This window comes from Pseudomonas sp. GW823-FHT02C02, from assembly GCF_058797635.1.
In genome coordinates this window covers 25,578-49,009 of the sequence record NZ_JBXAJV010000001.1, presented here as the reverse complement: position 1 = coordinate 49,009, position 23,432 = coordinate 25,578, and the positions used below count along the sequence as shown (strand labels likewise).

Below are 23,432 nucleotides of genomic sequence, written 5' to 3'. Positions count from 1 at the left end.
TTAAAGATTGCGCGAAATAACCATGCGCTGAATATCGCTGGTGCCTTCGTAGATCTGGCAAACCCGCACGTCGCGGTAGATCCGCTCCAGCGGGAAGTCGTTCAGGTAACCGTAACCGCCGAGGGTTTGCAACGCCGAGGAGCAGACCTTCTCGGCCATTTCCGAGGCGAACAGCTTGGCCATGGACGCTTCGACCAGGGCCGGTTGACCGCTGTCCCGCAGTGCCGCTGCGTAATGCACCATCTGCCGGGCGACGGCGATTTGCGTCGCCATGTCTGCCAAGCGGAAGGCTACGGCTTGATGTTCGATGATCGGCTTGCCGAAACTCTCACGCTCACGGGCGTAGTCGCGGGCCGCTTCAAACGCGGCGCGGGCCATGCCCACCGATTGCGAAGCGATGCCGACGCGGCCGCCTTCAAGGTTGGCCAGGGCGATCCGGTAACCTTCGCCCTCCTCACCTAACCGGTTGGCCACCGGCACTTTGACGTCTTCGAAGAGAATCTGGCAGGTGTCGGAGGCGTGCTGACCGAGTTTGTCTTCGACCCGGGCGACTTTGTAGCCCGGCGAATCGGTCGGCACGATCAGCGCCGTGATGCCGCGCTTGCCGGCACTCGGGTCGGTCACGGCAAACACGATCACCACCCCGGCGTTCTGCCCGGACGTGATGAACTGCTTGCAGCCGTTGAGCACGTAGTGATCGCCTTCCAGGCGCGCACGGGTTTTCAGGCCGCTGGCGTCGGAACCGGCCTGCGGTTCGGTCAGGGCAAAGGCGCCGAGCATCGCGCCGCTGGCCAGTGGCTTGAGGAAGCGTTCTTTCTGATCGTCGTTGCCGTACTTGAGGATAGGTACGCAACCCACGGAGTTGTGCACGCTCATGATCGTCGAGCAGGCGCCGTCACCGGCGGCGATTTCTTCCAAAGCCATGGCGTAGGCCAGGTAACCGGTGTTGCAACCGCCCCACTCCTCCGGCACCAGCATGCCGAAGAAGCCCAGTTCGGCCATCTCACCGATGGCTTCCTTGGGGAAGCGGTGTTCGCGGTCCCACTCGGCGGCAAACGGTTTCAGCCGTTCCTGGGCGAATTGTCGGGCCATGTCGCGGATCTGTTGTTGGTCGTCATCGGGAATCATGGTGAATCCTTAAAAATTGAGCCTGACGCAGAACCTGTAGGAGCGAGCCTGCTCGCGAAGAGCCGTGTCAGTCGACATTAACGTTGAATGACACACCGCATTCGCGAGCAGGCTCGCTCCTACAGTGGGAATTGCGTCAACCTTGGTAAAGGCATTCCACAGCCATGGCCGTGGCTTCACCGCCGCCGATGCAGATCGCTGCAACGCCGCGTTTCAGGCCTTTCTGGCGCAGGGCCGAGAGCAAGGTCACGAGAATCCGCGCGCCAGACGCACCAATCGGGTGGCCCAGGGCGCAGGCGCCGCCGTGCACGTTGATCTTCTCGTGGGGGATTTCCAGTTTGGTCATGGTCACCAGACTGACCACCGCGAATGCTTCGTTGACTTCGAACAGCTCGACGTCGTCCACGGACCAACCGGTTTTCTTCAGCAGCTTCTTGATCGCGCCCACCGGTGCCACCGGGAACAGGCCCGGGGTATCGGCAAATGCAGCATGGCCGTGAATCACTGCCAGCGGTTTCAGACCTTGTTTCTGTGCTTCGGACCGGCGCATCAGCACCAGCGCCGCCGCACCGTCGGAAATCGAACTGGAGTTGGCCGCGGTCACCGTACCGCCTTCACGGAATGCCGGTTTCAGCGAAGTTATCTTGTCCAGCTTGGCTTTCGGTGGTTGTTCGTCGTTGCTGATCAGCACCTGCTCTTTTCCGACAGTCACGGTAATCGGCACGATCTCGTCCTTGAAGCTGCCGTCCTTGATCGCCTGCTGCGCGCGGGTGGTCGAGGCAATGGCGAACGCGTCCTGGGCTTCGCGGCTGAAACCGTTGGTTTCGGCGCAATCCTCGGCGAAGGTGCCCATCAGGCGGCCCTTGTCGTAGGCGTCTTCCAGACCGTCGAGGAACATGGAATCGAGCACGCGGCCATGGCCCATGCGGTAACCGCTGCGGGCGCGGTCCAGCAGGTACGGCGCGTTGGACATGCTTTCCATGCCGCCCGCGACGACCACCTCGGCGCTGCCGGCAACGAGCATGTCGTGGGCCAGAATCGCTGCTTCCATGCCCGAGCCGCACATCTTATTCAGGGTGGTGCAGCGGGTCGATTTATCCAGCCCCGCGCCCAATGCAGCTTGCCGCGCCGGTGCCTGACCGAGCCCGGCGGGCAGTACGCAGCCAAACAGCACTTCTTCTACGGATTCAGGCTTGATACCCGCGCGTTCGACGGCAGCGCGGATCGCGGCAGCCCCCAGTTGCGGCGCGGTCAGGCTTTTCAGTTCGCCCTGGAAACCGCCCATCGGGGTGCGGACGGCGCTGACGATAACGATGGGATCGTTGGCAATAGTCATGACAAATCCTCCTTATTTAGCGGCCATGCGCAAGGCACCGTCGAGACGGATCACCTCGCCATTGAGCATGCTGTTTTCAATGATATGCCTGACCAGCGCGGCATACTCGCCCGGTTTGCCCAGGCGCGGCGGAAATGGCACACCGGCCGCCAGGGACGCGCGAACTTCCGGGGTCATGCCGGCCATCATCGGGGTTTCAAAAATGCCGGGGGCGATGGTCATCACGCGGATGCCGAAGCGCGCCAGTTCACGGGCGGCGGGCAAGGTCAGGCTGACGATCGCGCCTTTGGACGCCGCATAAGCGGCCTGGCCGATCTGGCCATCGTAAGCCGCGGCTGAGGCGGTGTTGATGATCACGCCGCGTTCGCCGTCGGCATCCGCTTCGGCTTCGGCGATGGCCGCCGAAGCCAGGCGCAGCATATTGAAGCTGCCGATCAGGTTGACGTTGATCACCTGGCTGAAACTGGCCAGCGCGTGCGGGCCAGTCTTGCCGAGGATCTTCTCGCCACGCACGATGCCGGCGCAATTGACCAGACCGTTGAGACCGCCGAAGGCTTTCACCGTCGCCTGCACAGCGGCTTCGGCGGCGGCTTCGTTGCTGATGTCGGCCACTACGCTTTGCGCGCCGAGACGTTGCGCCTGGGCCGCGACCGCCTCGGCGTTCATGTCCACCAGCATCACTTTGGCGCCAGCCGCGACCAGCATTTCAGCGGTGGCCGCACCGAGGCCCGAGGCACCGCCGGTGACGAGAAAAACCTTGTTTTCGATCTGCATCATTGTGTCCTTGATTCAAGCTAAACGTTCTTCGCCGCAGCCTCTTGAGCCTTGGCGATTTCCTGGTTGCGCAAGATAAAGCGCTGCAATTTGCCGCTTGGGGTTTTCGGCAACTCGCTGACAAATTCGATTTCACGCGGGTACGAATGCGCGGCCAGACGCTTGCGCACGTGTTGGCGCAGTTCTTCGGCCAGCTCCGGCGTCGGGCGGTATTGCTCGCAAATCACGACGAAGGCTTTGACCAGTTCGGTGCGCTCCGGATCGGGTTTTCCGACGACGGCCGCTTCGATCACTGACGGGTGTTCGATCAATGCACTTTCCACATCGAACGGGCCGACGCGGTAGCCGGAAGTGGTGATCACGTCATCGCTGCGCCCGACGAAGCTGATGCTGCCGTCCGGGTTCCACTCGACGGTGTCGCCACTCAGGTAGTAGTTGCCAACGAAGGCCTTGGTTGGCGCGCCTTCGTAACCGGCGAACCAGCACATCGGCGACTGGGTACGGTCGATGGCGAGGATGCCGGGCTGGCCGACGCCGAGTTCCTTGTATTCGTCGTCGAGCACCACGATGCGGTGGCCCGGCGAGGCAAACCCGGCGGCGCCCATGTGGATCGGGTGCTCCAGGCCATGGTGATTGCACAGGACCATGCCCAGTTCGGTCTGGCCGTAATGGTCATGAATGACCACCCCGAGGTTGTCGGCGAACCAACGGATCACTTCCGGGTTCAGCGGCTCACCGGCGCTGCTGACGATGCGCAGTTTGCCCTTGATCGACTTGGCGAACTCGTCGCCACCGGCAATCAACAAGCGATAGGCCGTCGGTGACCCGGTGAGGTTGGTGATCCCGTATTTATTGATCACCCGGCAGGTGCTTTCGAGGGTGAACGGGCCATCGTAAAACGTGATCGGATGCCCCATCGCCATGGGACCGGTGACGCCGAAATAGATGCCGTAGGCCCAGCCCGGATCGGCGACGTTCCAGAACGCGTCTTCGGGGCGCAGGTCCACGGCGTCGCGGGTGTAGCTCTGGAAAGCGACAATGGCTTTGAGCGGCACCGACAGGGCTTTCGACGGGCCGGTGGTGCCCGAGGTGAACATCAGCAGGAACGGGTCTTCGCCGGTCAGCAACACCGGTTCGTACTCGGGGGAATAATTAGCCAGTTCGGCCCAGAAGCTGTAATCGCCACGGACGATGCCTTGGCCTTTCGCACCGCCGACGGTAACGATGGTCGGGCAGTCGGCGACTTCAATGAGTTTGGGGCGATTGACCGCATCGGTTACCACCACTTTGGCGCCGGAGCAGCTGAGTCGGTGTTCGATGGCTTTCGGGCCGAAGGCGGTAAACAAAGGCTGATAGACCGCGCCGATGCGCCAGGTGGCGAAGACGGTGATCAGCAATTCGATATTACGTGGCAGCAGGCCGGCGACCTTGTCGCCTTTTTTCACGCCCTGGGCCAGAAGGAAGTTGGCAAAGCGCGCGGCTTTGTCCTGCAAGTCCTTGAAGGTATACGTGGCGCTGGCGCCGTCGCGGCCTTCCCAGAACAGCGCAATACGCCCCGGCAAGGCATGCCGGTCGCAACACTCGACGCAGGCGTTTAGGGCAGTCAGATCGCCGGCCAGGGCGGCGTCGACGGTGTGCTGATAATTGAACTGTGACGTGGCAGACAAGTAATCGCGCATTGCCAGAATCCCTGTGTATTTTTATTAGGTTGGGGGAACCGTAAAAACCACAGAAATACTCACCCCACGCGGGGCTCGGGGCAATGGTCAAAGCTATCAAGTTGTCTGACTGGTTTGGCCAAGGTAGCCAATGCGTGGGAATGATCGGTATCTAGCTCGCTTCGTTGAGGATCAAACTCCGATAATGCCCAGGATTGGACCCCGACCACTTGCGAAACGCCTTGTAGAACGAACTCGCATCCGCAAACCCCAGCCGCGTGGCGATCTCGGCAAAGCTGATACTCGGCTCAGCCAGCCAGACAATGGCCAATTCCTTGCGCACGCTGTCCTTGAGCCCTTGATAGGTCTGCCCTTCCTCCGCCAGGCGCCGGCGCAAGGTCGAGGCCGACATGCACAGTTGCTGCGCCAGAGGCTCGGTCTCCGGCCACTGATCGGCGGGCAACTGGCGTAAATCATGCTTGATCCGGCTCGCCAGGCTCTCCGGGTCGCGGTACTTGACCAGAATATTCGCTGGCGCATGGGCCAGGAAGCGCTTGAGTTCTTCCGGGCTGCGCTTGATCGGCAGGTCCAGGCAATCCGCCGAGAAAATCATCCGCGTGCGGGGCCGGTCGAATCGCAGGTTCTCGGAGAACATCACCTGATAGTCATCGCAGAAATCCGGCGCCGGGCAGCGTAATTCGATGGCCAGAATCGGTATCCGTCGCCCCGCCAGCCAACAGGCAACGCCGTGCACGATCATCCAGTAGGTGAAATAGGTAAAGGCCCGGCGCGGGTCCAGCTCATCTTCCAGCAACACGATCTCCGCCAGGCTTTGCTGACGAACCAGTTGCGCCGGCATGCGTTCGAGCATCAACGACAGGAAACTCAGGCCTGAGGTCAGGCCGGCTGCCAGGCTCGGCTGGATCATCGAGCTGCGGCAGAGAAACTCAAGGCTGCCGGATTTGAGCTTGCGCGGGTCCATGCCAAAAAATTCATCGTCCCCGCGCCTGGCCAGCAAGCGCCAAAGCCGTGCATACGCCGTCGCCGGAACGCGGGCATCGCTGGTTTGCAGCAGCTGCGGATCGATGCCGACCTTGTTCAATACCTCGTCGGTGGCGGCTCCGGGGGCGCAGCTTTGCAACAGGGCTTCACGCACCAGTTGGATGGCGATGGTGTCTTTTTCCGACATTGAGCGAGGTGGGCCTTGATCTTGTTTGAGTGCCGGCATCTTAGCGCACAGCGACCCAATCCTGTAGGAGCGAGCGGTGCGGCGATCCGACTTGCCCGCGAAGCAGGCGACTCGGTCTTGCCCTGATACCGAGTAATCGTTCTTCGCGGGCAAGCCTCGCTCCTACAAGGGGGGGTGATCTTTAGAGTTGTTCAGGTTAGGTTCAGGTAAATGCCAATGAATGCCATTTGGGAATGAGTGTCATTATGTTACAACTTAGCACCCTATCTAATCCTGAGTCGGTGCTGAATGCTTGTTCCTTTTCTGATCATGCTGCGCGAAGGCATTGAAGCCGCGTTGATCGTTGGCATCATCGCCAGCTACCTCAAACAGACCGGCCGTGGCCAGTGGATGCCCGCCGTGTGGATCGGCGTTTTCCTTGCCGTTGCGCTGGCCTTGCTGGTGGGCGGTGGTCTGGAGCTGGTGAGCGCCGAATTCCCGCAGAAACAACAGGAGTTGTTTGAAGGTGTGGTCGGCCTGGTGGCTGTCGGCATTCTCAGCTCCATGGTCTTCTGGATGCGTAAAGTGGCGCGTTCGATCAAGCACTCGCTGCACGTCTCCCTCGACCACGCGCTGACCGGCTCCAAACACCAGGTCACGGCACTGATCGCCATGGTGTTTTTCGCCGTGGCCCGGGAAGGCCTGGAGACGGTGTTCTTCCTGCTCGCGGTGTTCCAGCAGAGCGAAGGCCCGGCGGCACCGATCGGCGCCCTCCTCGGCCTGATCCTGGCGATCATCGTCGGCTTCCTGATCTACACCGGCAGCATGCGCCTGAACCTCGGCGCGTTCTTCCGCTGGACCGGCTTGTTCATCCTGGTGGTGGCGGCGGGCATTCTCGCCAACTCGGTGCAGGCGCTGCATGAAGCCGGAGTCTGGAATCACCTGCAAACCGTGCTCTTGGACTTCAGTGCGACGCTGCCGATGGACGGCCCGGTGGGTTCGGTGCTGGCCGGCATGTTCGGTTACCAGGACGCGCCGACGGTCAGCACCCTCGGGGCCTATCTGATTTACCTGGCAGTGGCGCTGGTGATGTTCTTCATCCCAGCCCCGGCACCCGCTGAACAACCTTCTTCCGTTTCCAGCCAATAAGGGCACCCATGCCAAATCAAGCCCCTCCCCAGGCCTCGCCTCCCCGCGCCTTGCGCTGGGCGGTGGCCGGTTCGGTGATCGTGATGATCGCCGCCGGCGGCCTGTTCTACTACGCCTCGAAAATGGCGGCGGCCAAGCGCCAGGTTAACCATGACGAAGTGCTGGTGACTATTCACCCGCACAGCTGCGAGCCGAATGCGCTGTCCGTTCCGGCGGGTCGCGCCAGCTTCCGCATCGTCAATCGCTCGGACCGGGCGGTGGAATGGGAGATCCTTGACGGCGTGCTGGTAGTCGAAGAACGGGAAAACATCGCGCCGGGCCTGAGCCAGGTGATCAATGCCAACCTGCTACCCGGCGACTATGCGATCACCTGCGGATTGCTGAGCAACCCGCGAGGCACCTTGCACGTGACTCCGACTGCCGCCTCCGACGCGGCCGCCAAGGCCAAGCCGTCGATGGTCGCCTTCGTAGGGCCGTTGTCAGAATTCCGTGTGTACCTGAGCAGTCAAAGCAGCGCGCTGATCAAAGCCGTCGCCGCCCTTGAGCAAGCAATCGCCGCTGGCGACCTGAGCCAGGCACAAGCGCTGTATGTGCCCGCCCGCGCCGCTTATCAACGGATCGCCCCCGCCGCCCAGCGTCTGGCTGAACTGGACAACGCCATCAATGCCCGCGCCGATTACTTCGAGAAACGCGAACAGGATCCAGCCTTCAGCGGTTTCCACCGCATCGAGTACGCGCTGTTCCAGCAACGCAACCTCGACGGTCTGGCACCGGTTGCCCAGCGCTTGAGCAGCGACGTCGCCACGCTCAAACAGCAACTGCTCGCGCAATCGCTGCCACCGGAGCAGTTGGTGAGCATTGTCGTGCGCAATCTGCACAGCCTCGCCGATGTGCGTGCCAGCAGCGGTGAAGAAGAACGCTACAGCCACACCGACCTGAACGGTTTCGCCGCCAACCTCTTTGCTGCGCGCAAAGTCGTCGACCTGTTGCGCCCGTTGCTGACCAAGTCCGCCACCGAGTTGTTGCCGAAGATCGACAGCGCGATCACTGCCCTCGATGCCGAACTCAATGGGTTGAAGGTCCAGGACGGCTACGCGAGCTACGACACAGTGAGTGCCGCGCAGCGTAAACAGATCGCCGACAAGGCCAAGGCGCTGGCCGACGCACTCGATGGAATCGATCCCGCCCTCGGCCTTTCCGGCCTTTAAGCAGAAGACTCAAAACCGATGAACGATTCAGAACACTTCAACCTCCAGCGTCGCCGGGTATTGATGGGCATGGGCGCTGCGGGTGTTGCGCTGGCAGGCTCCGCACTGAGCTGCCCGGCGATGGCCGCAAGCCCCGCGCAAGTCACCGAAGCACCAAGCAGCGACAAGACCGAAGACCGCCACGCGTTCCACGGCAAGCACCAGACCGGCATCGTCACTCCGCGCCCGGCGTCCGGCATGTTGGTGTCGTTTGATGTGCTGGCCAGTGATCGCGAGGACCTGGAACGGCTATTCCGCACCCTCAACGAGCGCATCGCGTTCCTGATGCAGGGCGGACCGGTGGCGCAAGTCGATCCGAAACTGCCCCCGGTGGATTCGGGCATCCTCGGCCCGGTGGTCACGCCGGACAACCTGACCATCACCGTATCGGTGGGCGAGTCGCTGTTCGACGAGCGCTTCGGCCTGGCCGCGGCCAAGCCCAAACGGTTGAGCCGCATGGTCGGTTTTCCTAACGATGCTCTGGACGCCGATTGCTGCCACGGCGACCTGAGTCTGCAGTTTTGCGCCAACACCACCGACACCAACATCCACGCCCTGCGCGACATTGTGAAAAACCTGCCGGACCTGCTGCTGGTGCGCTGGAAACAGGAAGGCAGCGTGCCGCCCCAGGCGCCGACGAAACCCGGTGTGCCGGCGCAGAGCGCACGCAATTTCCTGGGGTTTCGCGACGGCTCGGCGAACCCGGACTCCAACGATGCCAAGTCCATGGACAGCATCGTCTGGGTGCAACCGGGCAGCGACGAACCGGCGTGGGCCGCCAATGGCAGCTATCAGGCGGTGCGGATCATCCGCAACTTCGTCGAGCGCTGGGACCGCACGCCCTTGCAGGAACAGGAAAGCATTCTCGGACGCATAAAAGCCACCGGCGCGCCCATGGGCGGCGCCCATGAAACTGAAGTTCCGGACTACGCCAAGGACCCGCAAGGCAAACTGACCAAACTCGACGCGCATATCCGCCTGGCCAACCCGCGCACTGCTGCGACCCAGGCCAACCTGATCCTGCGCCGGCCGTTCAACTACTCCAACGGCGTGAACAAGAACGGCCAGTTGGACATGGGTTTGTTGTTCATCTGCTACCAGGCCGATCTGGACAAAGGTTTTATCACCGTGCAGACCCGACTCAACGGCGAGCCGCTGGAGGAATACCTCAAGCCGGTCGGCGGCGGTTACTTCTTCACCCTGCCGGGTGTGACGGGCGACCAGGACTTCATCGGTCGCTCGCTGCTTGACGCTGCCTCACCCAAAACAAACACCTGAACAACCCCACACGGAACCGTCCCATGAAAAAGTCGCCCCTCGCGTTATTGCTGACCCTAGGCTTGCTCAATACCCCGCTGTCGGCTTTCGCGGCGACGGCGCCGCTGGAGTTGGTGCAGCCGATTTCGGATTACAAAATCTATGTCACCGAGCAACTGGATGAGCTGGCCAGCCACACACAGCAGTTCACCGATGCAGTGAAAAAAGGCGACTTGGCCACCGCCAGGAAACTGTACGCACCGACCCGGGTTTTCTACGAATCGATCGAGCCGATTGCCGAGCTGTTCAGCGACCTCGATGCCTCCATCGACTCACGCGTTGATGACCACGAAAAAGGCGTGACGGCCGAAGATTTCACCGGTTTCCACCGCATTGAATATTCGCTGTTCTCGCAAAACAGCACCCAGGGTCTCGATCAACTGGCCGATGGCTTGAACAAAGACGTCAAAGACCTGCAAACCCGCGTCGCCGGCCTGACCTTCCCGCCCGAGAAAGTGGTGGGCGGCGCCGCTGCCTTGCTTGAAGAAGTGGCGGCCACCAAGATCTCCGGTGAAGAAGACCGCTACAGCCACACTGACCTGTATGACTTCCAGGGCAACATCGACGGCGCGAAGAAAATCGTCGACCTGTTCCGTCCGCAGATCGAAAAGCAGGACGCGGCGTTTATTGCCAAGGTCGACAAGAACTTTGCCAGCGTGAACAAGATTCTGGCGAAGTACAAAACCGGGGATGGTGGGTTCGAGACGTATGACAAGGTGAAAGAGAACGACCGCAAGGCGTTGGTTGGGCCGGTGAATACGTTGGCTGAAGACCTTTCCACATTGCGTGGGAAATTGGGTTTGAACTGATTTTTCGTAGCGTTTTGGCGGGCTTCTTCGCGGGCAAGCCTCGCTCCTGCTGCGAGGCTTGCCCGCGAAGGCATTATCACGCTCACCGATATTCCTCCTGCCTTGCACATAACCCGCGCTAACATCCCCCGCCAATAATAAAAGCTCACGGAAGACTCACCATGACCACCCCTGCCTTCGACCTGCGCCCACTCATGGTCGCCAACATGGCCTGTTCCATGTCGATGATGGCGTTCGTCTCCCTGATCGGACCTATCGCCCGGGTGTTGGGCCTGGCCACCTGGCAGGCCGGCGCGGCGGTGACGGTGTCCGGGGTGATCTGGATGTTGCTCGCCCGCCCCTGGGGCCAGGCCAGTGATCGCTATGGCCGGCGACGGATTCTGTTGATCGCCACAGCCGGCTTCACCCTCGCCTACTGGGCCTTGTGCCTGTTCATCGATGCCTCGTTGCGTTTTCTGCCGTCGGCGCTGTTGGGGTTTATCGGGTTGATGATCGGACGCGGCCTGATCGGCGTGTTCTATGCCGCGATTCCGGTGGGCGGCAACGCGCTGATCGCCGACAACATCGAGCCGCAACACCGCGCCAAAGCCATGGCGGCCCTGGGCGCGGCCAACGCCTGCGGGCTGGTGATCGGCCCGGCGATTGCGGCGTTGTTGTCGCGTTTCAGTCTGAGCCTGCCGTTCTATGCCATGGCGATCCTGCCGTTACTGGCGTTTGTGGTGCTGCACTACAAACTCAAGGGTCAGGAACTGCACCTGCGGCAAGCGCCGCGCAAGGTTCATCTGAACGATCCACGACTGCGTCGCCCAATGGCCGTCGCGTTTGTGGCGATGCTCTGTGTGTCGATTGCGCAGATCACCGTCGGCTTCTTCGCCCTCGACCGACTCGGCATGAACCCGGCCGATGCCGCGCAAACCGCGGGTATCGCCTTGACCATGGTCGGTTTCGCGCTGATCTGTTCGCAACTGCTGGTGCGCCGGCTTGAATGGCCGCCGCTGCGGCTCATCCGCGCGGGCGCACTGGTGGCGGCCGTGGGCTTTGCCGGCAGCATCCTGGCGGATGCTGCGTGGGGTTTATGGCTGTGCTTTTTCGTGTCGGCGGGCGGGATGGGACTGATCTTTCCGTCATTCGCCGCACTGGCGGCCAACGCGGTCGACGCCTCGGAACAAGGCGCCACCGCCGGCTCCATTGGTGCCGCGCAAGGCTTTGGCGTGGTCATCGGACCGCTGGCGGCGACGTTGATCTACGACGTCGATCCGCGCCTTCCCTACCTGGTTGCCGCTGCGCTGTTGCTGCTGGTGGCGTTGTGGCCACAGACGCGGCAGCACTGAGGGTTACAAAATCCGATAGAGCAACCGCTCGATCCGCACCCGACTGACACGCTTGAGGAACTTGGCCACCGCCGCCGGGTATTCCAGCAGCGTTTCCAGATCCTGATATCGCTGGATGCGCGTGGTGTTGTGGAAAATCTCGCCCAGTTCTTTACTGCGCGGCTCCAGCAATTCGCCTTTCGGGTCATCGATCAGCAACGCGTTCTCAAGGTCGAGGCGGAACGCCCGTGGGTTGAGGTTATTACCGGTCAGCAAGGTGTAGCGCTTGTCGATCCACATGCCTTTGAGGTGATAGGTGTTGTCGCCGTCCTTCCACAAATGCAGGTTCAACTTGCCGCTGTCGATGCTGTGTTGATGGCGTTTGGCAAAGCGCCGCAGGCTGATCTCGTAAAGATACGGCAACGCGGCGATCACCTTGAACGGCTCGCTCGGCGGGATGAAGAAGTCGTTGGCGGTCTTGTCGCCGACCACGATGTCGATTTTCACGCCGCGCCCCAGGGCCCGGTTGATTTCCCGGGTCACCGCCAATGGCAGGTTGAAATACGGCGTGCAGATGGTCAACTGATGTTGAGCGCTGGCGATCAACTCGCAAATCACTCGGCTCAACGGGTTGTTCTTGCCCACACCGAGCAGCGGACTCACCGACAAACCGCCCTTCGCCGTACTGCCGGCCGTGGTGTCGTACGCCGCGTGCTTGAGGCGGCTGCGCAAATCGCCAATGTCGTTGCGCAGGCTGCGGGTGGTCGGCAGGTTCGGCAGGTCGAGGCGATGCACCGCTTTGGAAGCGATCAGACCGTGCTGGATCAAGTGCTGCATGGAATCAGCCAGTGCGTGGTTCTGCAGCAGGTGATAACGGTCGTAGCGGTACTTGTCGAACTTGTGCAGGTAAACGTTGTTCAGGCTCGCGCCGCTGTAGATCACGCAGTCATCGATCACAAAGCCTTTCAAATGCAGCACGCCGAACAACTCGCGAGTCTGCACCGGCACGCCGTACACCGGCACAACACTTTCGTGGGTGCGCGTCGCTTCCTGGTACCAGGCCGAGTTGCCCGGCTGTTTGCCGGCACCGATCAAGCCGCGCTGAGCGCGCAGCCAGTCAACCACCACGACCACGTCCAGTTCCGGACGCTTCAGTTTGGCGGCGTGCAAGGCATCAAGGATTTCCTGACCGGCCTCGTCCTGTTGCAAGTACAGCGCAACGATATAGATGCGTTGGGTGGCACTGGCGATTTTTTCCAGCAGGCAACGCCGGAACTCGGCAGCGCCGGAAAGAATGGTGACGGCATCGGCGGTCAGCGGAAAACTGCGCAGCTTAGGCAGCAGAGAGCGTTTGAAAAGCGACGGCATAGGGCTCGCAAAGGGTCAATTCCGAAGAGTCCGAGAGCTTACACCATGGATCCGCTTGGGTCTTCCCACGGCACCGATCGTTCCCGCGCTCTGCGTGGGAATGCCGCCATGGACGCTCTGCGTCCGCTTCGAAATGTGACGCGGAGCGTCACGGGATGCATTCCCACGCAGAGCGCGGGAACGATCTTTCTAAAAACCTGTTGACCAAGGAGAACGATCGTTCTACTGTTCGCCACATGAACGAAATCACAAGCAACGACACACGCGACATCATTCTGGATGTCACCGAAAAGTTGATCTATAAAAGTGGCATCGCCGCCACCGGCATGGATCTTCTGGTAAAGACCGCCGGCGTCTCCAGAAAAAGTATCTACCGCTACTTCGCCAACAAGGAGGAGCTGACCGTCGCCGCCCTGCAACGCCGCGACGCGCGCTGGATGCACTGGTACAGAAGTGAAGTCGACCAGGCTGAAACCCCGGCCGACCGCCTGCTCAACCTGTTTACCGTGCTCAAGGCCTGGTTCGCCTCTGAAGGCTTCCGTGGCTGTGCGTTCATCAATACCAGTGGTGAAACCGGCGACCCGTCAGACCCGGTTCGCCTGGTCGCCAAAGACCACAAACAAAAGCTGCTCGACTACGTGTGCGAGCTCTGCACCGAACATGGCGCTAACGACCCGGAGACGCTGGCCAAACAGCTGCTGATCCTGATCGACGGCGCCATTACCGTAGCGCTTGTGATGGGTGATCACAGTGCCGCCGATAATGCGCAATGCATGGCGCGAAAGTTATTGGACCTGTAACACTTGAACCAAGCCTGACAACTTGCTCGAACTCTAACTTGAAAGGGAGACTATATATGTCTAACGCCGAAGTTCGTCCGCCATTGCCGCCGTTTACCCGTGAATCAGCCATTGAAAAAGTTCGCCTGGCCGAAGACGGCTGGAACTCCCGCGACCCGGAACGCGTGTCGCTGGCCTACACCCTGGACACCAAGTGGCGTAACCGCGCCGAGTTCGCCTACAACCGCGAAGAAGCCAAAGGTTTCCTGACCCGCAAGTGGGCCAAGGAACTGGATTATCGCCTGATCAAGGAACTCTGGGCCTTCACCGGCAACCGCATCGCCGTACGTTATGCCTATGAATGGCACGACGACTCGGGTAACTGGTTCCGTTCCTACGGCAACGAAAACTGGGAGTTCGATGAAAACGGTTTGATGGCCAACCGGTTTGCCTGCATCAACGACATGCCGATCAAGGAAAGCGACCGCAAGTTCCATTGGCCACTGGGACGTCGCCCGGATGATCATCCGAGCTTGTCCGACCTCGGTCTGTAACCGCTGATCCCCTGTAGGAACGAGGTTTGCCCGCGAGGGCGATGTAACAGGCCACTTATTTGTTGACTGTGAATCAGCCTTCGCGGGCAAGCCTCGCTCCTACGGGATTTATGTCGTCCGCCCATTTTGTGATGACCACAATCCCGTAGGAGCGAGGCTTGCCCGCGAAAGGGCCAGACCAGTCGCCGCAAAGTCTGGATCTAGGTAAGATATCGGCCCTTCCCCGCAGCCCCTTGCTGCACCCCGCCGAATAAGCCGATTTCCATGCCTTTTGAACTCAGCGTTGACCTCACCACCCTGGCCATTCTGGCCATTGTCGCCTTCATTGCCGGTTTCATCGACGCCATCGCCGGCGGTGGCGGTCTGCTGACTACCCCAGCGCTGTTGACCGCCGGCCTGCCGCCACACCTGGTGCTGGGCACCAACAAGCTGAGTTCGACCTTCGGCTCCGCCACCGCCAGTTTTACCTTCTACCGCCGCAAGCTGTTCCATCCCCGGCAGTGGGTGCATGCCATTGTCGGTACGCTGGTCGGTGCACTGACCGGCGCCGTGGTCGCGCATTACCTGCCCGCCGAATGGCTGAACAAAATGCTGCCGGTGATTGTGTTTGCCTGTGGCCTGTACCTGTTGTTCGGCGGCACGCCAAAAGCGCCGCTGGACAGCGACGCACCGATCAAGAAAAAGTGGCAATCGACCCAAGGCTTCAGCCTCGGTTTCTACGACGGAGTGGCCGGTCCGGGCACCGGCGCGTTCTGGACTGTCAGCAGTCTGCTGATGTATCCCATCGACCTGGTGAAGGCCAGCGGCGTGGCGCGCAGCATGAACTTCGTCAGCAACATCGCGGCGCTGTCGGTGTTCGTGTTTTCCGGGCAGGTGGACTGGATCATCGGCCTGAGCATGGGCCTGTCGGTGATGGTCGGCGCGTTCTTCGGGGCTCGCACCGCCATCAGCGGCGGCGCGAAGTTCATTCGCCCGGTGTTCATCACCGTAGTGCTGGGCTTGACCGTGCGGCTAGCCTGGCAGCACTGGTTCAGCGTGGCCTAAGCGCCGCGCCACGTAGACGTCGATGAGGTAACGGGCAATCGAGCGCGACGCCGGCAAGGGTGGCAACTCATGAACGTTGAACCACTGGGCGTCTTCAATCTCGTCTTCCTGACAGACAATCTCGCCACCGGCGTACTCGGCGTGAAAGCCGAGCATCATTGAATGCGGGAACGGCCAGCACTGGCTGCCCAGGTACTGGATGTTCTTGACCTCGATCTGCACCTCCTCGCGCACTTCGCGAATCAGGCAGTCCTCGGCTGACTCGCCCGGCTCGGCAAACCCCGCCAACGTGCTGTAGACCCCGGTCACGAAACGTGGCGAACGGGCCAACAGCACCTCGTCGCCCCGGGTCACCAGCACAATCATGCTCGGCGAGATGCGCGGGTAATAACGCAAATCACACGGTTCGCAGTACATCGCACGCTCACGAGGAACTTGCGTCGCCGCCTGACCGCAATTGCCACAAAAGCGATGCTCGCGGTACCAGGTGCCGATCTGCGCAGCATAACCAAGCACCTTGTACACCGTGTGATCGCCATCGAGCATGAACGCCCGCAAGCCTTTCCAGTTGCAGCCCGGTACTTCGCTGTGACTGCGCAATTCCAGCAGGTAGACCGGTTCGCCATCCAGGTGACCGATGCCATGTTCGGCCAGGATCGACAGGTCCTGGCGTTTGAGCCATTCGCGGGGGAACAGCGCGCCATTGTCGTCGAACAGAAAGCCTTCGGGGCTGCGAGCCACGGCCCAGCCGCCAGGTTGATCGGTGTCCAGTACTGCGGTGGTCCAGCGTGAAGTCATTTTAATCAGTCCAGAAATTCGGGTTTCTGTTTGCTCATATGGGCAGCCATGGCCACCCGCAAATCGGTGGATTGCAACATGGCGGCGTTCCAGGTGGCAACGTATTCGAGGCCGTCGTCGATGCGGTGGTCGCGCATGTAGCTGATCATCTCTTTGGTGCCGGTGACCGCGATCGGCGACTTGCTGGCGATTTCCCGGGCAATGCCCATCACACCGTCCAACAGGCTGACCTGGTCGCTGTAAACGCGATTGACCAGGCCGATGTTGCGCGCTTCCTCGGCGCCAAAGGTGCGACCAGTGTAAGCCAGTTCACGCAGCATGCCGTCACCGATGATCCGCGGCAAACGTTGCAAAGTGCCAACGTCGGCGGCCATGCCGATGTCGATTTCCTTGATCGAAAATTGCGCGTCCTCGGCGGCGTAACGCATGTCGCACGCGGCAATCAGGTCGATGGCGCCGCCCAGGCAATAACCCTGAATCGCCGCCAGCACCGGCTTGCGGCAGTTATCGACGGCGTTGAACGACGCTTGCAGAGCGAGGATCTTGCGGCGCAGCAGACGTGCATTGCGGCCGACGTCCTTGCCCAGTTCATTGGCCACCCCGGCCAGCATCATCAGGTCGATGCCGGAGGAAAAGTGCTTGCCGGCGCCACTGAGTACAACAACCCGGGCTTCATCGGTGTCATCGATCCACTGGAAAATGTCGATGATCTCGCTCCAGAACGCGGCGTTCATCGAATTGATCTTTTCCGGGCGGTTGATCTGCACATGGGCGATTTTATCGGCCAGTTCGACGGTGAACGCGGTGTACTGAGACATGGCAGTGATCCTTTTACCGGGCAAAAATGAGGACCGGACTATAACAAGGCATTGCGTGGGGGAGTAAGGCAGTGGTTCGGCCAAAAGCGGGACTGCCTCGGGTTCTCCAGTGTCTGATCTGACCTCTTCGCGGGCAAGCCTCGCTCCCACGGGCATACGGTGCCTTTGTAGGAGCGAGGCTTGCCCGCGAAGGCAGCACCGCCGATCTAACTGCCCTTCACCGCCACAAACGCCACGGTTTCATAAGGTACGGTCACCACATCCTTGCCGCGCAAGTCAGGCTCCCCGGCAATCAACGCCCGCATCTGTTCATCCACCCTCTCCCGCTGTTCCTCGGGCAGCGCCGCAATAAAACTGGTCGAGCGCACGCGATTGAAGATCACATCTTCCGGCGCCCCCGTGTGCCCATGGCTGAAATACTGGGCTTGCAACGGCCCGAACGCCGGATGAGGAAAGGCCTGACGCCAGGCTCCCGTGTAGTAGCGCGGCGTATCGCCTTCCAGCGCGTTGACGATCGCATCCAGTTTCGGCACCCAACTCACCTTGGTATCGCGCAGGTTCCACACCAGGCCCAGCCTGCCACCGGGCTTGAGGACCCGGGCGATTTCGGTCAGAGCTTCAGTGCTGGCAAACCAGTGAAAGGCCTGGGCGCAGACCACCACGTCCACCGATGCATCCGGCAGCGGCAAATCCATCGCGGTGCCGCTCACCGCCAACACATCGGGGAACGCGTCGGACAACTTCTCAAGCATCTGCGACACCGGTTCCACGGCAATCACCTGCGCGCCGGTCGCGACCAGGCGTCCAGTGAATTTACCGGCGCCCGCGCCCAGATCGATCACGGTTTTGCCCGCGTTCAAGCCCAGGGTTTCGCTCAGCCACTCGGCCACTTGCGGCGGGTAGTCCGGGCGGCCGCGAACATAAGTATCGGCCCCGGTTTTGTAACCCGCAGCCGCAGAATGATGGACCTGATCTTTCATGGCAGTGCTCCTGAACAACAACGAATGCTGTCGAGCATAGCGCCTCGATTTGAGCTTTCCCCGCCAAAGAAATGAATAATTGTTCACCCTGCGGTGTTCTCCAATCAACGCACCATGAGAATTGCCCTTGCGGCTGCCGCCTGCGGCCGGGGCGTGGTTTACACTCAATCGAATCAACTCGCCGAGCATTTTCCATGACTATCCGTTTTGCTGTTTTCACCGCCCCGCTGTTGCTCGCCGTTGCGTTGTCCGGTTCACTGGCCCTGGCCGATGGCGACGATGACGCTCCGGCCAAACCCAACTGCCCCAAAGGCCAGGTGTTCGACACCAAATCGCAGAAGTGCGTCATGCAAACCAGCAGCCTGGTCCCGGACGCTGACCGCACCGATTACGCCTACCGCCTGGCCAAGGACGGTCGCTACGAAGAAGCCCTGGCCCTGCTCGATACGCTCAAGAATCCAAATACGGCCAAGGCTCTGAACTACCGCGGCTATGCCACGCGTAAACTGGGGCGTACCGACGAAGGCATCGGTTATTACCTGCAATCGGTCAAACTCGACCCGCACTATGCGCAAGTGCGTGAATACCTCGGCGAGGCTTACGTGATCAAAGGTCGGCTGGACCTGGCGCAAGAGCAGTTGCAGCAGATCAAATCGATCTGTGGCAGTACGTGTGAGGAATATCAGGACCTGGCCGAAGCGATCAATGATTCATCGAAAACCTGACACACCGAACAGACGGAGGTCGCCATCGCCAGCGATCAGGCAATACGAACAGAACTGGGCCAGCATTTGACGCGTTTATGGCGTTACGGCCTGCTGCTGTCCCGGCAACGGCATGTGGCCGAAGACCTGGTGCAAGCCACCTGCGTTCGGGCACTTGAGCGTGCCGGACAGTTTGTCCCTGGCACCCGCATGGACCGCTGGCTGTTGAGCATTTTGCATTCGATCTGGCTCAACGAAGTGCGCTCCCGACGGGTGCGCCAAGGTCAGGGCCTGGTCGATGCCGACAGCCAGTTGTCGGTTGACGGGGAATCGGTAGCGCAGACCCATGTGCTCGCCGCCCAGGTCATCCGCCGTGTCGACGCCCTGCCCGAGGCCCAGCGTGAAACGGTGTACCTGGCTTACGTTGAAGGCCTGTCGTATCGCGAAGTCGCCGAGGTGCTGCAAGTGCCCATCGGCACCGTCATGAGCCGCCTCGCCGCCGCACGGGTGAAACTGGCTGAATATCCGCCACTGCACACAGTGCCGAACCCTTTCACGGGAGAACGTCGATGAACGAGCGCGCGACACCTTCGGACGAGGAACTGGTGGCGTACCTCGACGATCAGCTCGATGCCGACCAGCGCACCCGCATCGACGCGGCCGTCGCCGAAGACTCGACACTCAACTTGCGCCTGCAATGGCTGGCCCGCAGCAGCCTGCCGTTCAAAGAGGCTTATGACGAACTGACCCAACAGGCGCCTGTCCACCGCTTGCAGTCGATGCTCGACACTTTGCCCTCGCCTGAGCGTCCGGCCCTGAATCGACGCCGATTCCTTGCGGCGGCGGCCGGCCTGGTGGTGAGTGGCGTGGTGGCGGATCGACTGTTCCTTGCCTGGCAACTGAGCCAGGAGAAAAGCAACTGGCGGGGCCTGGTCGCCGACTATATGTCGCTGTACGTGCCACAAACCCTGGAACACTTGCCCGTCGACGAAGCCTCACAACGGGCGCAACTGCGAACCATCGACGCGCGCCTGGGCCTGAGCCTGACGCCTGCAAAACTGGCCCTGCCACGGTCCGAATTGAAGCGCGCGCAGATCCTCGAATACGACGGCATGCCGATCGCGCAGATTACTTATCTGGACCCGGCACATGGTCCGATTGCCTTGTGCGCCAAGCGCTCCAACAGTGGTAGCCGGCATTTTTCCCATGAGATTCGGCACAGGATGAATGTGGTGTATTGGGCAGACATGGAACATGCGTGGATGCTGATCGGGCATAACCCGGCGGCGGAACTGGAAGGCATGGCGAAATCGTTGCGTAGCCGACTTAGCGCGTGAGCGAAGTTGCCCTATGCTTGGCGTCTGTTTTCCAAGGAGGAACCTCCCCATGCCAAACGCTTCTCGCACAGCCTTGCTGGTCATCGACGTACAGAACGACTTCATCCCCGGGGGGCAACTGCCGGTGCCCGAGGGAGACTTGATCGTGCCCTTGATCAACCGCCTGGGCGACCGGTTCAAACAGGTCATCATTGCCCAGGACTGGCATCCACCCGGCCACGCCTCGTTTGCTTCAAGCCATCCCGGCCGTGAGCCTTACGAGGTCATCGAGCTGCCTTACGGCGCGCAAACACTGTGGCCGGATCATTGTGTACGGGCGACGGCAGGGGCCGAGTTACACAAGGATCTCAACCTGCACCACGCGCAACTGATCATCCGCAAAGGCTGCAACCCGGACATCGACAGTTACTCGGCATTTCTGGAAGCGGATCGCAAGACCACCACCGGTCTGGCCGGCTATTTGAAAGAACGCGGCATCGACACGCTTTACCTGGTCGGACTGGCGCTGGATTTCTGCGTGATGTTCTCGGCACTGGATGCGCGGGCGGCGGGGTTCAATGTGTTCGTGGTGTTGGATGCGTGCCGGGCGATTGACCTGGACGGATCGTTAGCGGCTGCGATCGAGCGGATGCAGGTGGCTGGCGTTGATCTGGTTTCAGCGGATCAAGTGCCGGGTTAACCCCCGGCACCTGCCCACAAGGACTGCGTTCGAGTGCGCCCCGACTCGAACGCAGTTTCGCAGGCTTGGCAGACGCTACCTGGAAATTGCAATCGCTCACTCACCGATAACCAAGTCTGTTCCGTTTCGGCCCCACCCTAATCAGCCACTCTGAAATTATCGAGTGAGAACCAGTCCGGCGTAGGGCAGTGAAAATCCAGCCGAGCGATACCCGGTGCATCAAACGAAACATTCACCGGACCACCGTATGATGTCCCCAGTTTCTGTGTGCCCAGCAAGGCTCCAGCGGCGGTGTAATACGACACGGTGCTGTTGTCGTAATTGGAGCTGACGTGCCAGAAACTGATCCGTGAATAACTGTTCTTGAGTTTCAATTCCACGTTCACCGCCGCTGCGCCAAACGCTTCGCGACCGATGCTCAGCACCTGGTTTTCTACCTGTCCGGGAAACGATTCGCCAATTTCAGTGCGGGGGGTGACGGCAACCTCGCCTTCTCCCGACTTGAACGTGATCCGCATGCTGGACAGATCAATGACACCGCCGTGCCGCACCGTTTGGGTGGGCGCATCGTCAAAGTCCTCCAGACGCTGAGCGGGCAGGTTCAATACTGTCAGTTCCTGTGTGGCAAACACCACGGCAGCGCTTTCATCGTCCTTGCCGTCGAACCCCACTTTCAACACCATTTGCAGCTGGCTTCCGGGCTTGAACTTCAGCAGCAGATCCCGTGGCACCGTGTTGTCCAGCCCGCCTATCTCAACATTCGTGACAGGTGCGCCCTGAGCGATAGGGATGACGTACTCGTTGCCATTTACATCAACACCGTGCAGGCGAAACCAACGCAATTGCCCAAGTCCTATCCCGGGCCATGGCGCGCATTGCGCCTGCACTGGGCCCGCAAACGAGCCGAGATCCAGCACCTTATTGCCGAGGGATTGAGGGATCGACGGCTTTGGCAGGCGCGGATCCTTGTCTTTTATTCGATTGATCGTCACATCCAGTGAATCGCTGGCTTGTGCCGCAGTATCGCGGAGCAACACCCAGGACAGGCTCATGACCGCACCATGATTGGCCATCAACATCTGTGGCTTGAGCAGAAAGTTCGCCCGATGGTTTTTGTTGAAGGCTATGGCGGCGAACGTCGGCGAGCCGAGACCGGGTGTACCTTCGGCCAACAGTCGGGCCTGATCACCGGGAACATCGTCAAGAAATTCCACACGAGCGGTCACGCCATCAACAAAGTCCAGTGGGTCCAGTGGAGTGCCCGCCCCCACCAGCGATGGCGGTTGCAGCAAGGAGACAGCCTTGCCTTTGACGTCGACCTTCAACGCAATGGAACGATCAAGCCTATTGCCCTGACTCATGCGGGTGTAACTGAACACGGCAGTCCCGCCCGCAACTCGGGCGAATCGATCGTATGGAACGGACAGCGAATACATGAAAGGGACATTCTTGATTGTTTCAATGAGCGTCAACACGTCTTCCGGTTCCGATCCGTCGGCGCTGCGGAAGCGGCAAGTGAGGTGGATTTCGTCGTCTTTCAACCAACCGCGCGGCACGTAAACCTGCGCCGTGGCCGGTTTGCCCGCGAGTTTTTCAAGCTCGATGGTATCGGGATCGTCTTCGGCATCGGCGGGGTCTTCACTGACGATCGGTGGGTCATACCACGTGCCCTTCAGGTTAACGTACAGATACAGACTGGCCGAGTACGGGCTGTTGACATCCGGCCCGTTACCTACGCGATCGATCACTGTGTAATTGATGCGAAAACGCGGATTATCGCCAGCCGCAACAAATGTCGCTTCGTCGACCGTCATCTCAAGCCAACCCTGATCGACTTCAGGCTGGGTCACCGTGTGGTTGAGCACAATGGAATTGCAATCGAGCCGAATCTGGTCAAACGTCCTCATCAACGGATAGGACAGCGTAACGATAACGCCTTCGCTCGCCCGCTCAGGGTCCACGCCTTGATCCAGCACTTCTGACTCGACTTCAATCGATAGCTCCGAATGACCTTCCTCGCCAGGAAACTGATCCACGAGGCCGGGGCGCTGCGCATGGAATAACACTCGCAACGGCGCCGAAGCGTCGATCTCGGTGCCTGCGCGATCAAGCAAGCAATCGAGCGTATTGAGCCCGTCCGTCCAGTGCCGGGTCTGCACGTAAACAGTCGCACGCTTGTCTTCTTCACCCGCCATCACGGGGAATGAGGCCACCGTTGCGCCGTTGAGCTGCAACTTGAAGGTGTCACCGGCTTGCGCGAGGGACGAAGGCTCGATGAACACTTTGACCCCTTCCGGATACAGGTAAGTCAACGCCAGTGGCAGCCCGGCGTCGACGCCGTCCGGCCCCGGAATCGGTTCTTTCATTCCCGGAATGAGGGGTTTGTCGAGGGTGAATGTGGTCATCGTATTCATGGGAAAGTCCCTGTAGGCCGGGCTGCGATGGCTGGATAGAAAAGAGCACGTCCTTTTTATT

At 60.6% G+C, this 23,432-nt stretch carries 22 protein-coding genes; 12 read left to right on the top strand and 10 right to left on the bottom strand.

The genetic code is table 11. From position 1 onward, the window contains the following. The 5 genes from AC1ROI_RS00210 to AC1ROI_RS00190 form a co-directional block, all read right to left on the bottom strand. Positions 1-1,128, bottom strand: a complete 1,128-nt coding sequence (locus AC1ROI_RS00210) for an acyl-CoA dehydrogenase (RefSeq protein WP_102593773.1) — start codon at positions 1,126-1,128, stop codon at positions 1-3. Between the two features lie 136 nt (positions 1,129-1,264). Further along, positions 1,265-2,464: an acetyl-CoA C-acyltransferase gene (locus tag AC1ROI_RS00205; protein ID WP_102593772.1), complete on the bottom strand. Its 1,200-nt coding sequence runs from the start codon at positions 2,462-2,464 to the stop codon at positions 1,265-1,267. Between the two features lie 12 nt (positions 2,465-2,476). After that, positions 2,477-3,238 carry an SDR family NAD(P)-dependent oxidoreductase gene (locus AC1ROI_RS00200; protein ID WP_102593771.1) on the bottom strand — a complete coding sequence of 254 codons (762 nt, stop codon included), beginning with the start codon at positions 3,236-3,238 and terminating at the stop codon, positions 2,477-2,479. Between the two features lie 20 nt (positions 3,239-3,258). Then, positions 3,259-4,917, bottom strand: a complete 1,659-nt coding sequence (locus tag AC1ROI_RS00195) for an AMP-binding protein (RefSeq protein ID WP_077748379.1) — start codon at positions 4,915-4,917, stop codon at positions 3,259-3,261. 151 nt (positions 4,918-5,068) lie between these two features. After that, positions 5,069-6,085, bottom strand: a complete 1,017-nt coding sequence (locus AC1ROI_RS00190; protein WP_042932818.1) for an AraC family transcriptional regulator — start codon at positions 6,083-6,085, stop codon at positions 5,069-5,071. A gap of 288 nt (positions 6,086-6,373) precedes the next feature. Between AC1ROI_RS00190 and efeU the strand changes: the two genes are divergently transcribed. The 5 genes from efeU to AC1ROI_RS00165 all read left to right on the top strand — a co-directional run bounded on the left by efeU (position 6,374) and on the right by AC1ROI_RS00165 (position 11,917). Beyond that, a complete protein-coding gene (gene efeU, locus AC1ROI_RS00185; protein ID WP_010460022.1) occupies positions 6,374-7,213 on the top strand; it encodes an iron uptake transporter permease EfeU in 840 nt (279 codons plus the stop codon). Between the two features lie 8 nt (positions 7,214-7,221). After that, on the top strand, positions 7,222-8,421 hold the full coding sequence (efeO, locus tag AC1ROI_RS00180; RefSeq protein WP_083376818.1) for an iron uptake system protein EfeO: 1,200 nt from the start codon (positions 7,222-7,224) through the stop codon (positions 8,419-8,421). An 18-nt stretch (positions 8,422-8,439) separates the two neighbouring features. Further along, a complete protein-coding gene (gene efeB / locus AC1ROI_RS00175) occupies positions 8,440-9,738 on the top strand; it encodes an iron uptake transporter deferrochelatase/peroxidase subunit (protein ID WP_010460019.1) in 1,299 nt (432 codons plus the stop codon). Positions 9,739-9,761: 23 nt separating this feature from the next. Next, entirely contained in the window at positions 9,762-10,586 is an 825-nt protein-coding gene (efeO, locus tag AC1ROI_RS00170; protein WP_083376820.1) for an iron uptake system protein EfeO, read from the top strand. 161 nt (positions 10,587-10,747) lie between these two features. Next, positions 10,748-11,917 carry an MFS transporter gene (locus AC1ROI_RS00165; RefSeq protein ID WP_083376821.1) on the top strand — a complete coding sequence of 390 codons (1,170 nt, stop codon included), beginning with the start codon at positions 10,748-10,750 and terminating at the stop codon, positions 11,915-11,917. A 3-nt stretch (positions 11,918-11,920) separates the two neighbouring features. Here AC1ROI_RS00165 and pssA read toward each other — a convergent pair whose 3' ends face one another. Beyond that, positions 11,921-13,264, bottom strand: a complete 1,344-nt coding sequence (gene pssA / locus AC1ROI_RS00160; RefSeq protein ID WP_010460013.1) for a CDP-diacylglycerol--serine O-phosphatidyltransferase — start codon at positions 13,262-13,264, stop codon at positions 11,921-11,923. Positions 13,265-13,500: 236 nt separating this feature from the next. On the opposite strand from pssA, the gene AC1ROI_RS00155 reads away from it, so the two are divergent. The 3 genes from AC1ROI_RS00155 (at position 13,501) to AC1ROI_RS00145 (ending at position 15,641) form a co-directional block, all read left to right on the top strand. Then, positions 13,501-14,064 carry a TetR/AcrR family transcriptional regulator gene (locus AC1ROI_RS00155; protein WP_102593770.1) on the top strand — a complete coding sequence of 188 codons (564 nt, stop codon included), beginning with the start codon at positions 13,501-13,503 and terminating at the stop codon, positions 14,062-14,064. Between the two features lie 56 nt (positions 14,065-14,120). After that, on the top strand, positions 14,121-14,597 hold the full coding sequence (locus tag AC1ROI_RS00150) for a nuclear transport factor 2 family protein (RefSeq protein ID WP_010460010.1): 477 nt from the start codon (positions 14,121-14,123) through the stop codon (positions 14,595-14,597). A 264-nt stretch (positions 14,598-14,861) separates the two neighbouring features. Beyond that, entirely contained in the window at positions 14,862-15,641 is a 780-nt protein-coding gene (locus tag AC1ROI_RS00145) for a TSUP family transporter (RefSeq protein WP_102593769.1), read from the top strand. On the opposite strand, the gene nudC is transcribed toward AC1ROI_RS00145, so the two are convergent. From nudC to AC1ROI_RS00130, 3 genes are all read right to left on the bottom strand, one after another. Beyond that, positions 15,609-16,439 carry an NAD(+) diphosphatase gene (gene nudC / locus AC1ROI_RS00140; protein ID WP_010460006.1) on the bottom strand — a complete coding sequence of 277 codons (831 nt, stop codon included), beginning with the start codon at positions 16,437-16,439 and terminating at the stop codon, positions 15,609-15,611. The two genes, AC1ROI_RS00145 and nudC, sit on opposite strands and share 33 nt — an antisense overlap. Before the next feature lie 5 nt (positions 16,440-16,444). Then, positions 16,445-17,257, bottom strand: coding sequence for a crotonase/enoyl-CoA hydratase family protein (locus tag AC1ROI_RS00135; RefSeq protein ID WP_102593768.1), 813 nt, complete (start codon positions 17,255-17,257; stop codon positions 16,445-16,447). A 206-nt stretch (positions 17,258-17,463) separates the two neighbouring features. Continuing rightward, positions 17,464-18,237, bottom strand: coding sequence for a class I SAM-dependent methyltransferase (locus AC1ROI_RS00130; RefSeq protein ID WP_102593767.1), 774 nt, complete (start codon positions 18,235-18,237; stop codon positions 17,464-17,466). Positions 18,238-18,431: 194 nt separating this feature from the next. Here AC1ROI_RS00130 and AC1ROI_RS00125 point away from each other — a divergent pair, with 194 nt between their 5' ends. From AC1ROI_RS00125 to pncA, 4 genes are all read left to right on the top strand, one after another. Next, on the top strand, positions 18,432-18,962 hold the full coding sequence (locus AC1ROI_RS00125) for a tetratricopeptide repeat protein (RefSeq protein ID WP_083376824.1): 531 nt from the start codon (positions 18,432-18,434) through the stop codon (positions 18,960-18,962). Positions 18,963-19,028: 66 nt separating this feature from the next. Beyond that, positions 19,029-19,514, top strand: coding sequence for an RNA polymerase sigma factor (locus AC1ROI_RS00120; protein ID WP_077748369.1), 486 nt, complete (start codon positions 19,029-19,031; stop codon positions 19,512-19,514). Further along, entirely contained in the window at positions 19,511-20,278 is a 768-nt protein-coding gene (locus tag AC1ROI_RS00115; protein WP_010459997.1) for an anti-sigma factor family protein, read from the top strand. Before AC1ROI_RS00120 ends, AC1ROI_RS00115 begins: the two co-directional genes overlap by 4 nt. Positions 20,279-20,327: 49 nt before the next feature. Then, positions 20,328-20,957: a bifunctional nicotinamidase/pyrazinamidase gene (gene pncA, locus AC1ROI_RS00110; RefSeq protein WP_102593765.1), complete on the top strand. Its 630-nt coding sequence runs from the start codon at positions 20,328-20,330 to the stop codon at positions 20,955-20,957. 137 nt (positions 20,958-21,094) lie between these two features. Here pncA and AC1ROI_RS00105 read toward each other — a convergent pair whose 3' ends face one another. Further along, complete coding sequence (locus tag AC1ROI_RS00105) at positions 21,095-23,371, bottom strand: hypothetical protein (RefSeq protein ID WP_146012976.1); 2,277 nt, start codon at positions 23,369-23,371, stop codon at positions 21,095-21,097. Positions 23,372-23,432 lie beyond the last annotated feature (61 nt).

Bases quoted from the DNA above. Each gene is read 5' to 3' on its own strand.
- AC1ROI_RS00195 (WP_077748379.1), bottom strand. From the start codon at position 4,917: ATGCGCGATTACTTGTCTGCCACGTCACAGTTCAATTATCAGCACACC.
- AC1ROI_RS00150 (WP_010460010.1), top strand. From the start codon at position 14,121: ATGTCTAACGCCGAAGTTCGTCCGCCATTGCCGCCGTTTACCCGTGAA.
- AC1ROI_RS00200 (WP_102593771.1), bottom strand. From the start codon at position 3,238: ATGCAGATCGAAAACAAGGTTTTTCTCGTCACCGGCGGTGCCTCGGGC.
- efeB (WP_010460019.1), top strand. From the start codon at position 8,440: ATGAACGATTCAGAACACTTCAACCTCCAGCGTCGCCGGGTATTGATG.
- nudC (WP_010460006.1), bottom strand. From the start codon at position 16,439: ATGACTTCACGCTGGACCACCGCAGTACTGGACACCGATCAACCTGGC.
- AC1ROI_RS00105 (WP_146012976.1), bottom strand. From the start codon at position 23,371: ATGAATACGATGACCACATTCACCCTCGACAAACCCCTCATTCCGGGA.
- AC1ROI_RS00130 (WP_102593767.1), bottom strand. From the start codon at position 18,237: ATGAAAGATCAGGTCCATCATTCTGCGGCTGCGGGTTACAAAACCGGG.
- AC1ROI_RS00155 (WP_102593770.1), top strand. From the start codon at position 13,501: ATGAACGAAATCACAAGCAACGACACACGCGACATCATTCTGGATGTC.
- AC1ROI_RS00135 (WP_102593768.1), bottom strand. From the start codon at position 17,257: ATGTCTCAGTACACCGCGTTCACCGTCGAACTGGCCGATAAAATCGCC.
- AC1ROI_RS00190 (WP_042932818.1), bottom strand. From the start codon at position 6,085: ATGTCGGAAAAAGACACCATCGCCATCCAACTGGTGCGTGAAGCCCTG.
- AC1ROI_RS00210 (WP_102593773.1), bottom strand. From the start codon at position 1,128: ATGATTCCCGATGACGACCAACAACAGATCCGCGACATGGCCCGACAA.
- AC1ROI_RS00145 (WP_102593769.1), top strand. From the start codon at position 14,862: ATGCCTTTTGAACTCAGCGTTGACCTCACCACCCTGGCCATTCTGGCC.
- efeO (WP_083376820.1), top strand. From the start codon at position 9,762: ATGAAAAAGTCGCCCCTCGCGTTATTGCTGACCCTAGGCTTGCTCAAT.
- AC1ROI_RS00165 (WP_083376821.1), top strand. From the start codon at position 10,748: ATGACCACCCCTGCCTTCGACCTGCGCCCACTCATGGTCGCCAACATG.
- pssA (WP_010460013.1), bottom strand. From the start codon at position 13,264: ATGCCGTCGCTTTTCAAACGCTCTCTGCTGCCTAAGCTGCGCAGTTTT.
- pncA (WP_102593765.1), top strand. From the start codon at position 20,328: ATGCCAAACGCTTCTCGCACAGCCTTGCTGGTCATCGACGTACAGAAC.
- AC1ROI_RS00125 (WP_083376824.1), top strand. From the start codon at position 18,432: ATGACTATCCGTTTTGCTGTTTTCACCGCCCCGCTGTTGCTCGCCGTT.
- efeO (WP_083376818.1), top strand. From the start codon at position 7,222: ATGCCAAATCAAGCCCCTCCCCAGGCCTCGCCTCCCCGCGCCTTGCGC.
- AC1ROI_RS00115 (WP_010459997.1), top strand. From the start codon at position 19,511: ATGAACGAGCGCGCGACACCTTCGGACGAGGAACTGGTGGCGTACCTC.
- efeU (WP_010460022.1), top strand. From the start codon at position 6,374: ATGCTTGTTCCTTTTCTGATCATGCTGCGCGAAGGCATTGAAGCCGCG.
- AC1ROI_RS00205 (WP_102593772.1), bottom strand. From the start codon at position 2,464: ATGACTATTGCCAACGATCCCATCGTTATCGTCAGCGCCGTCCGCACC.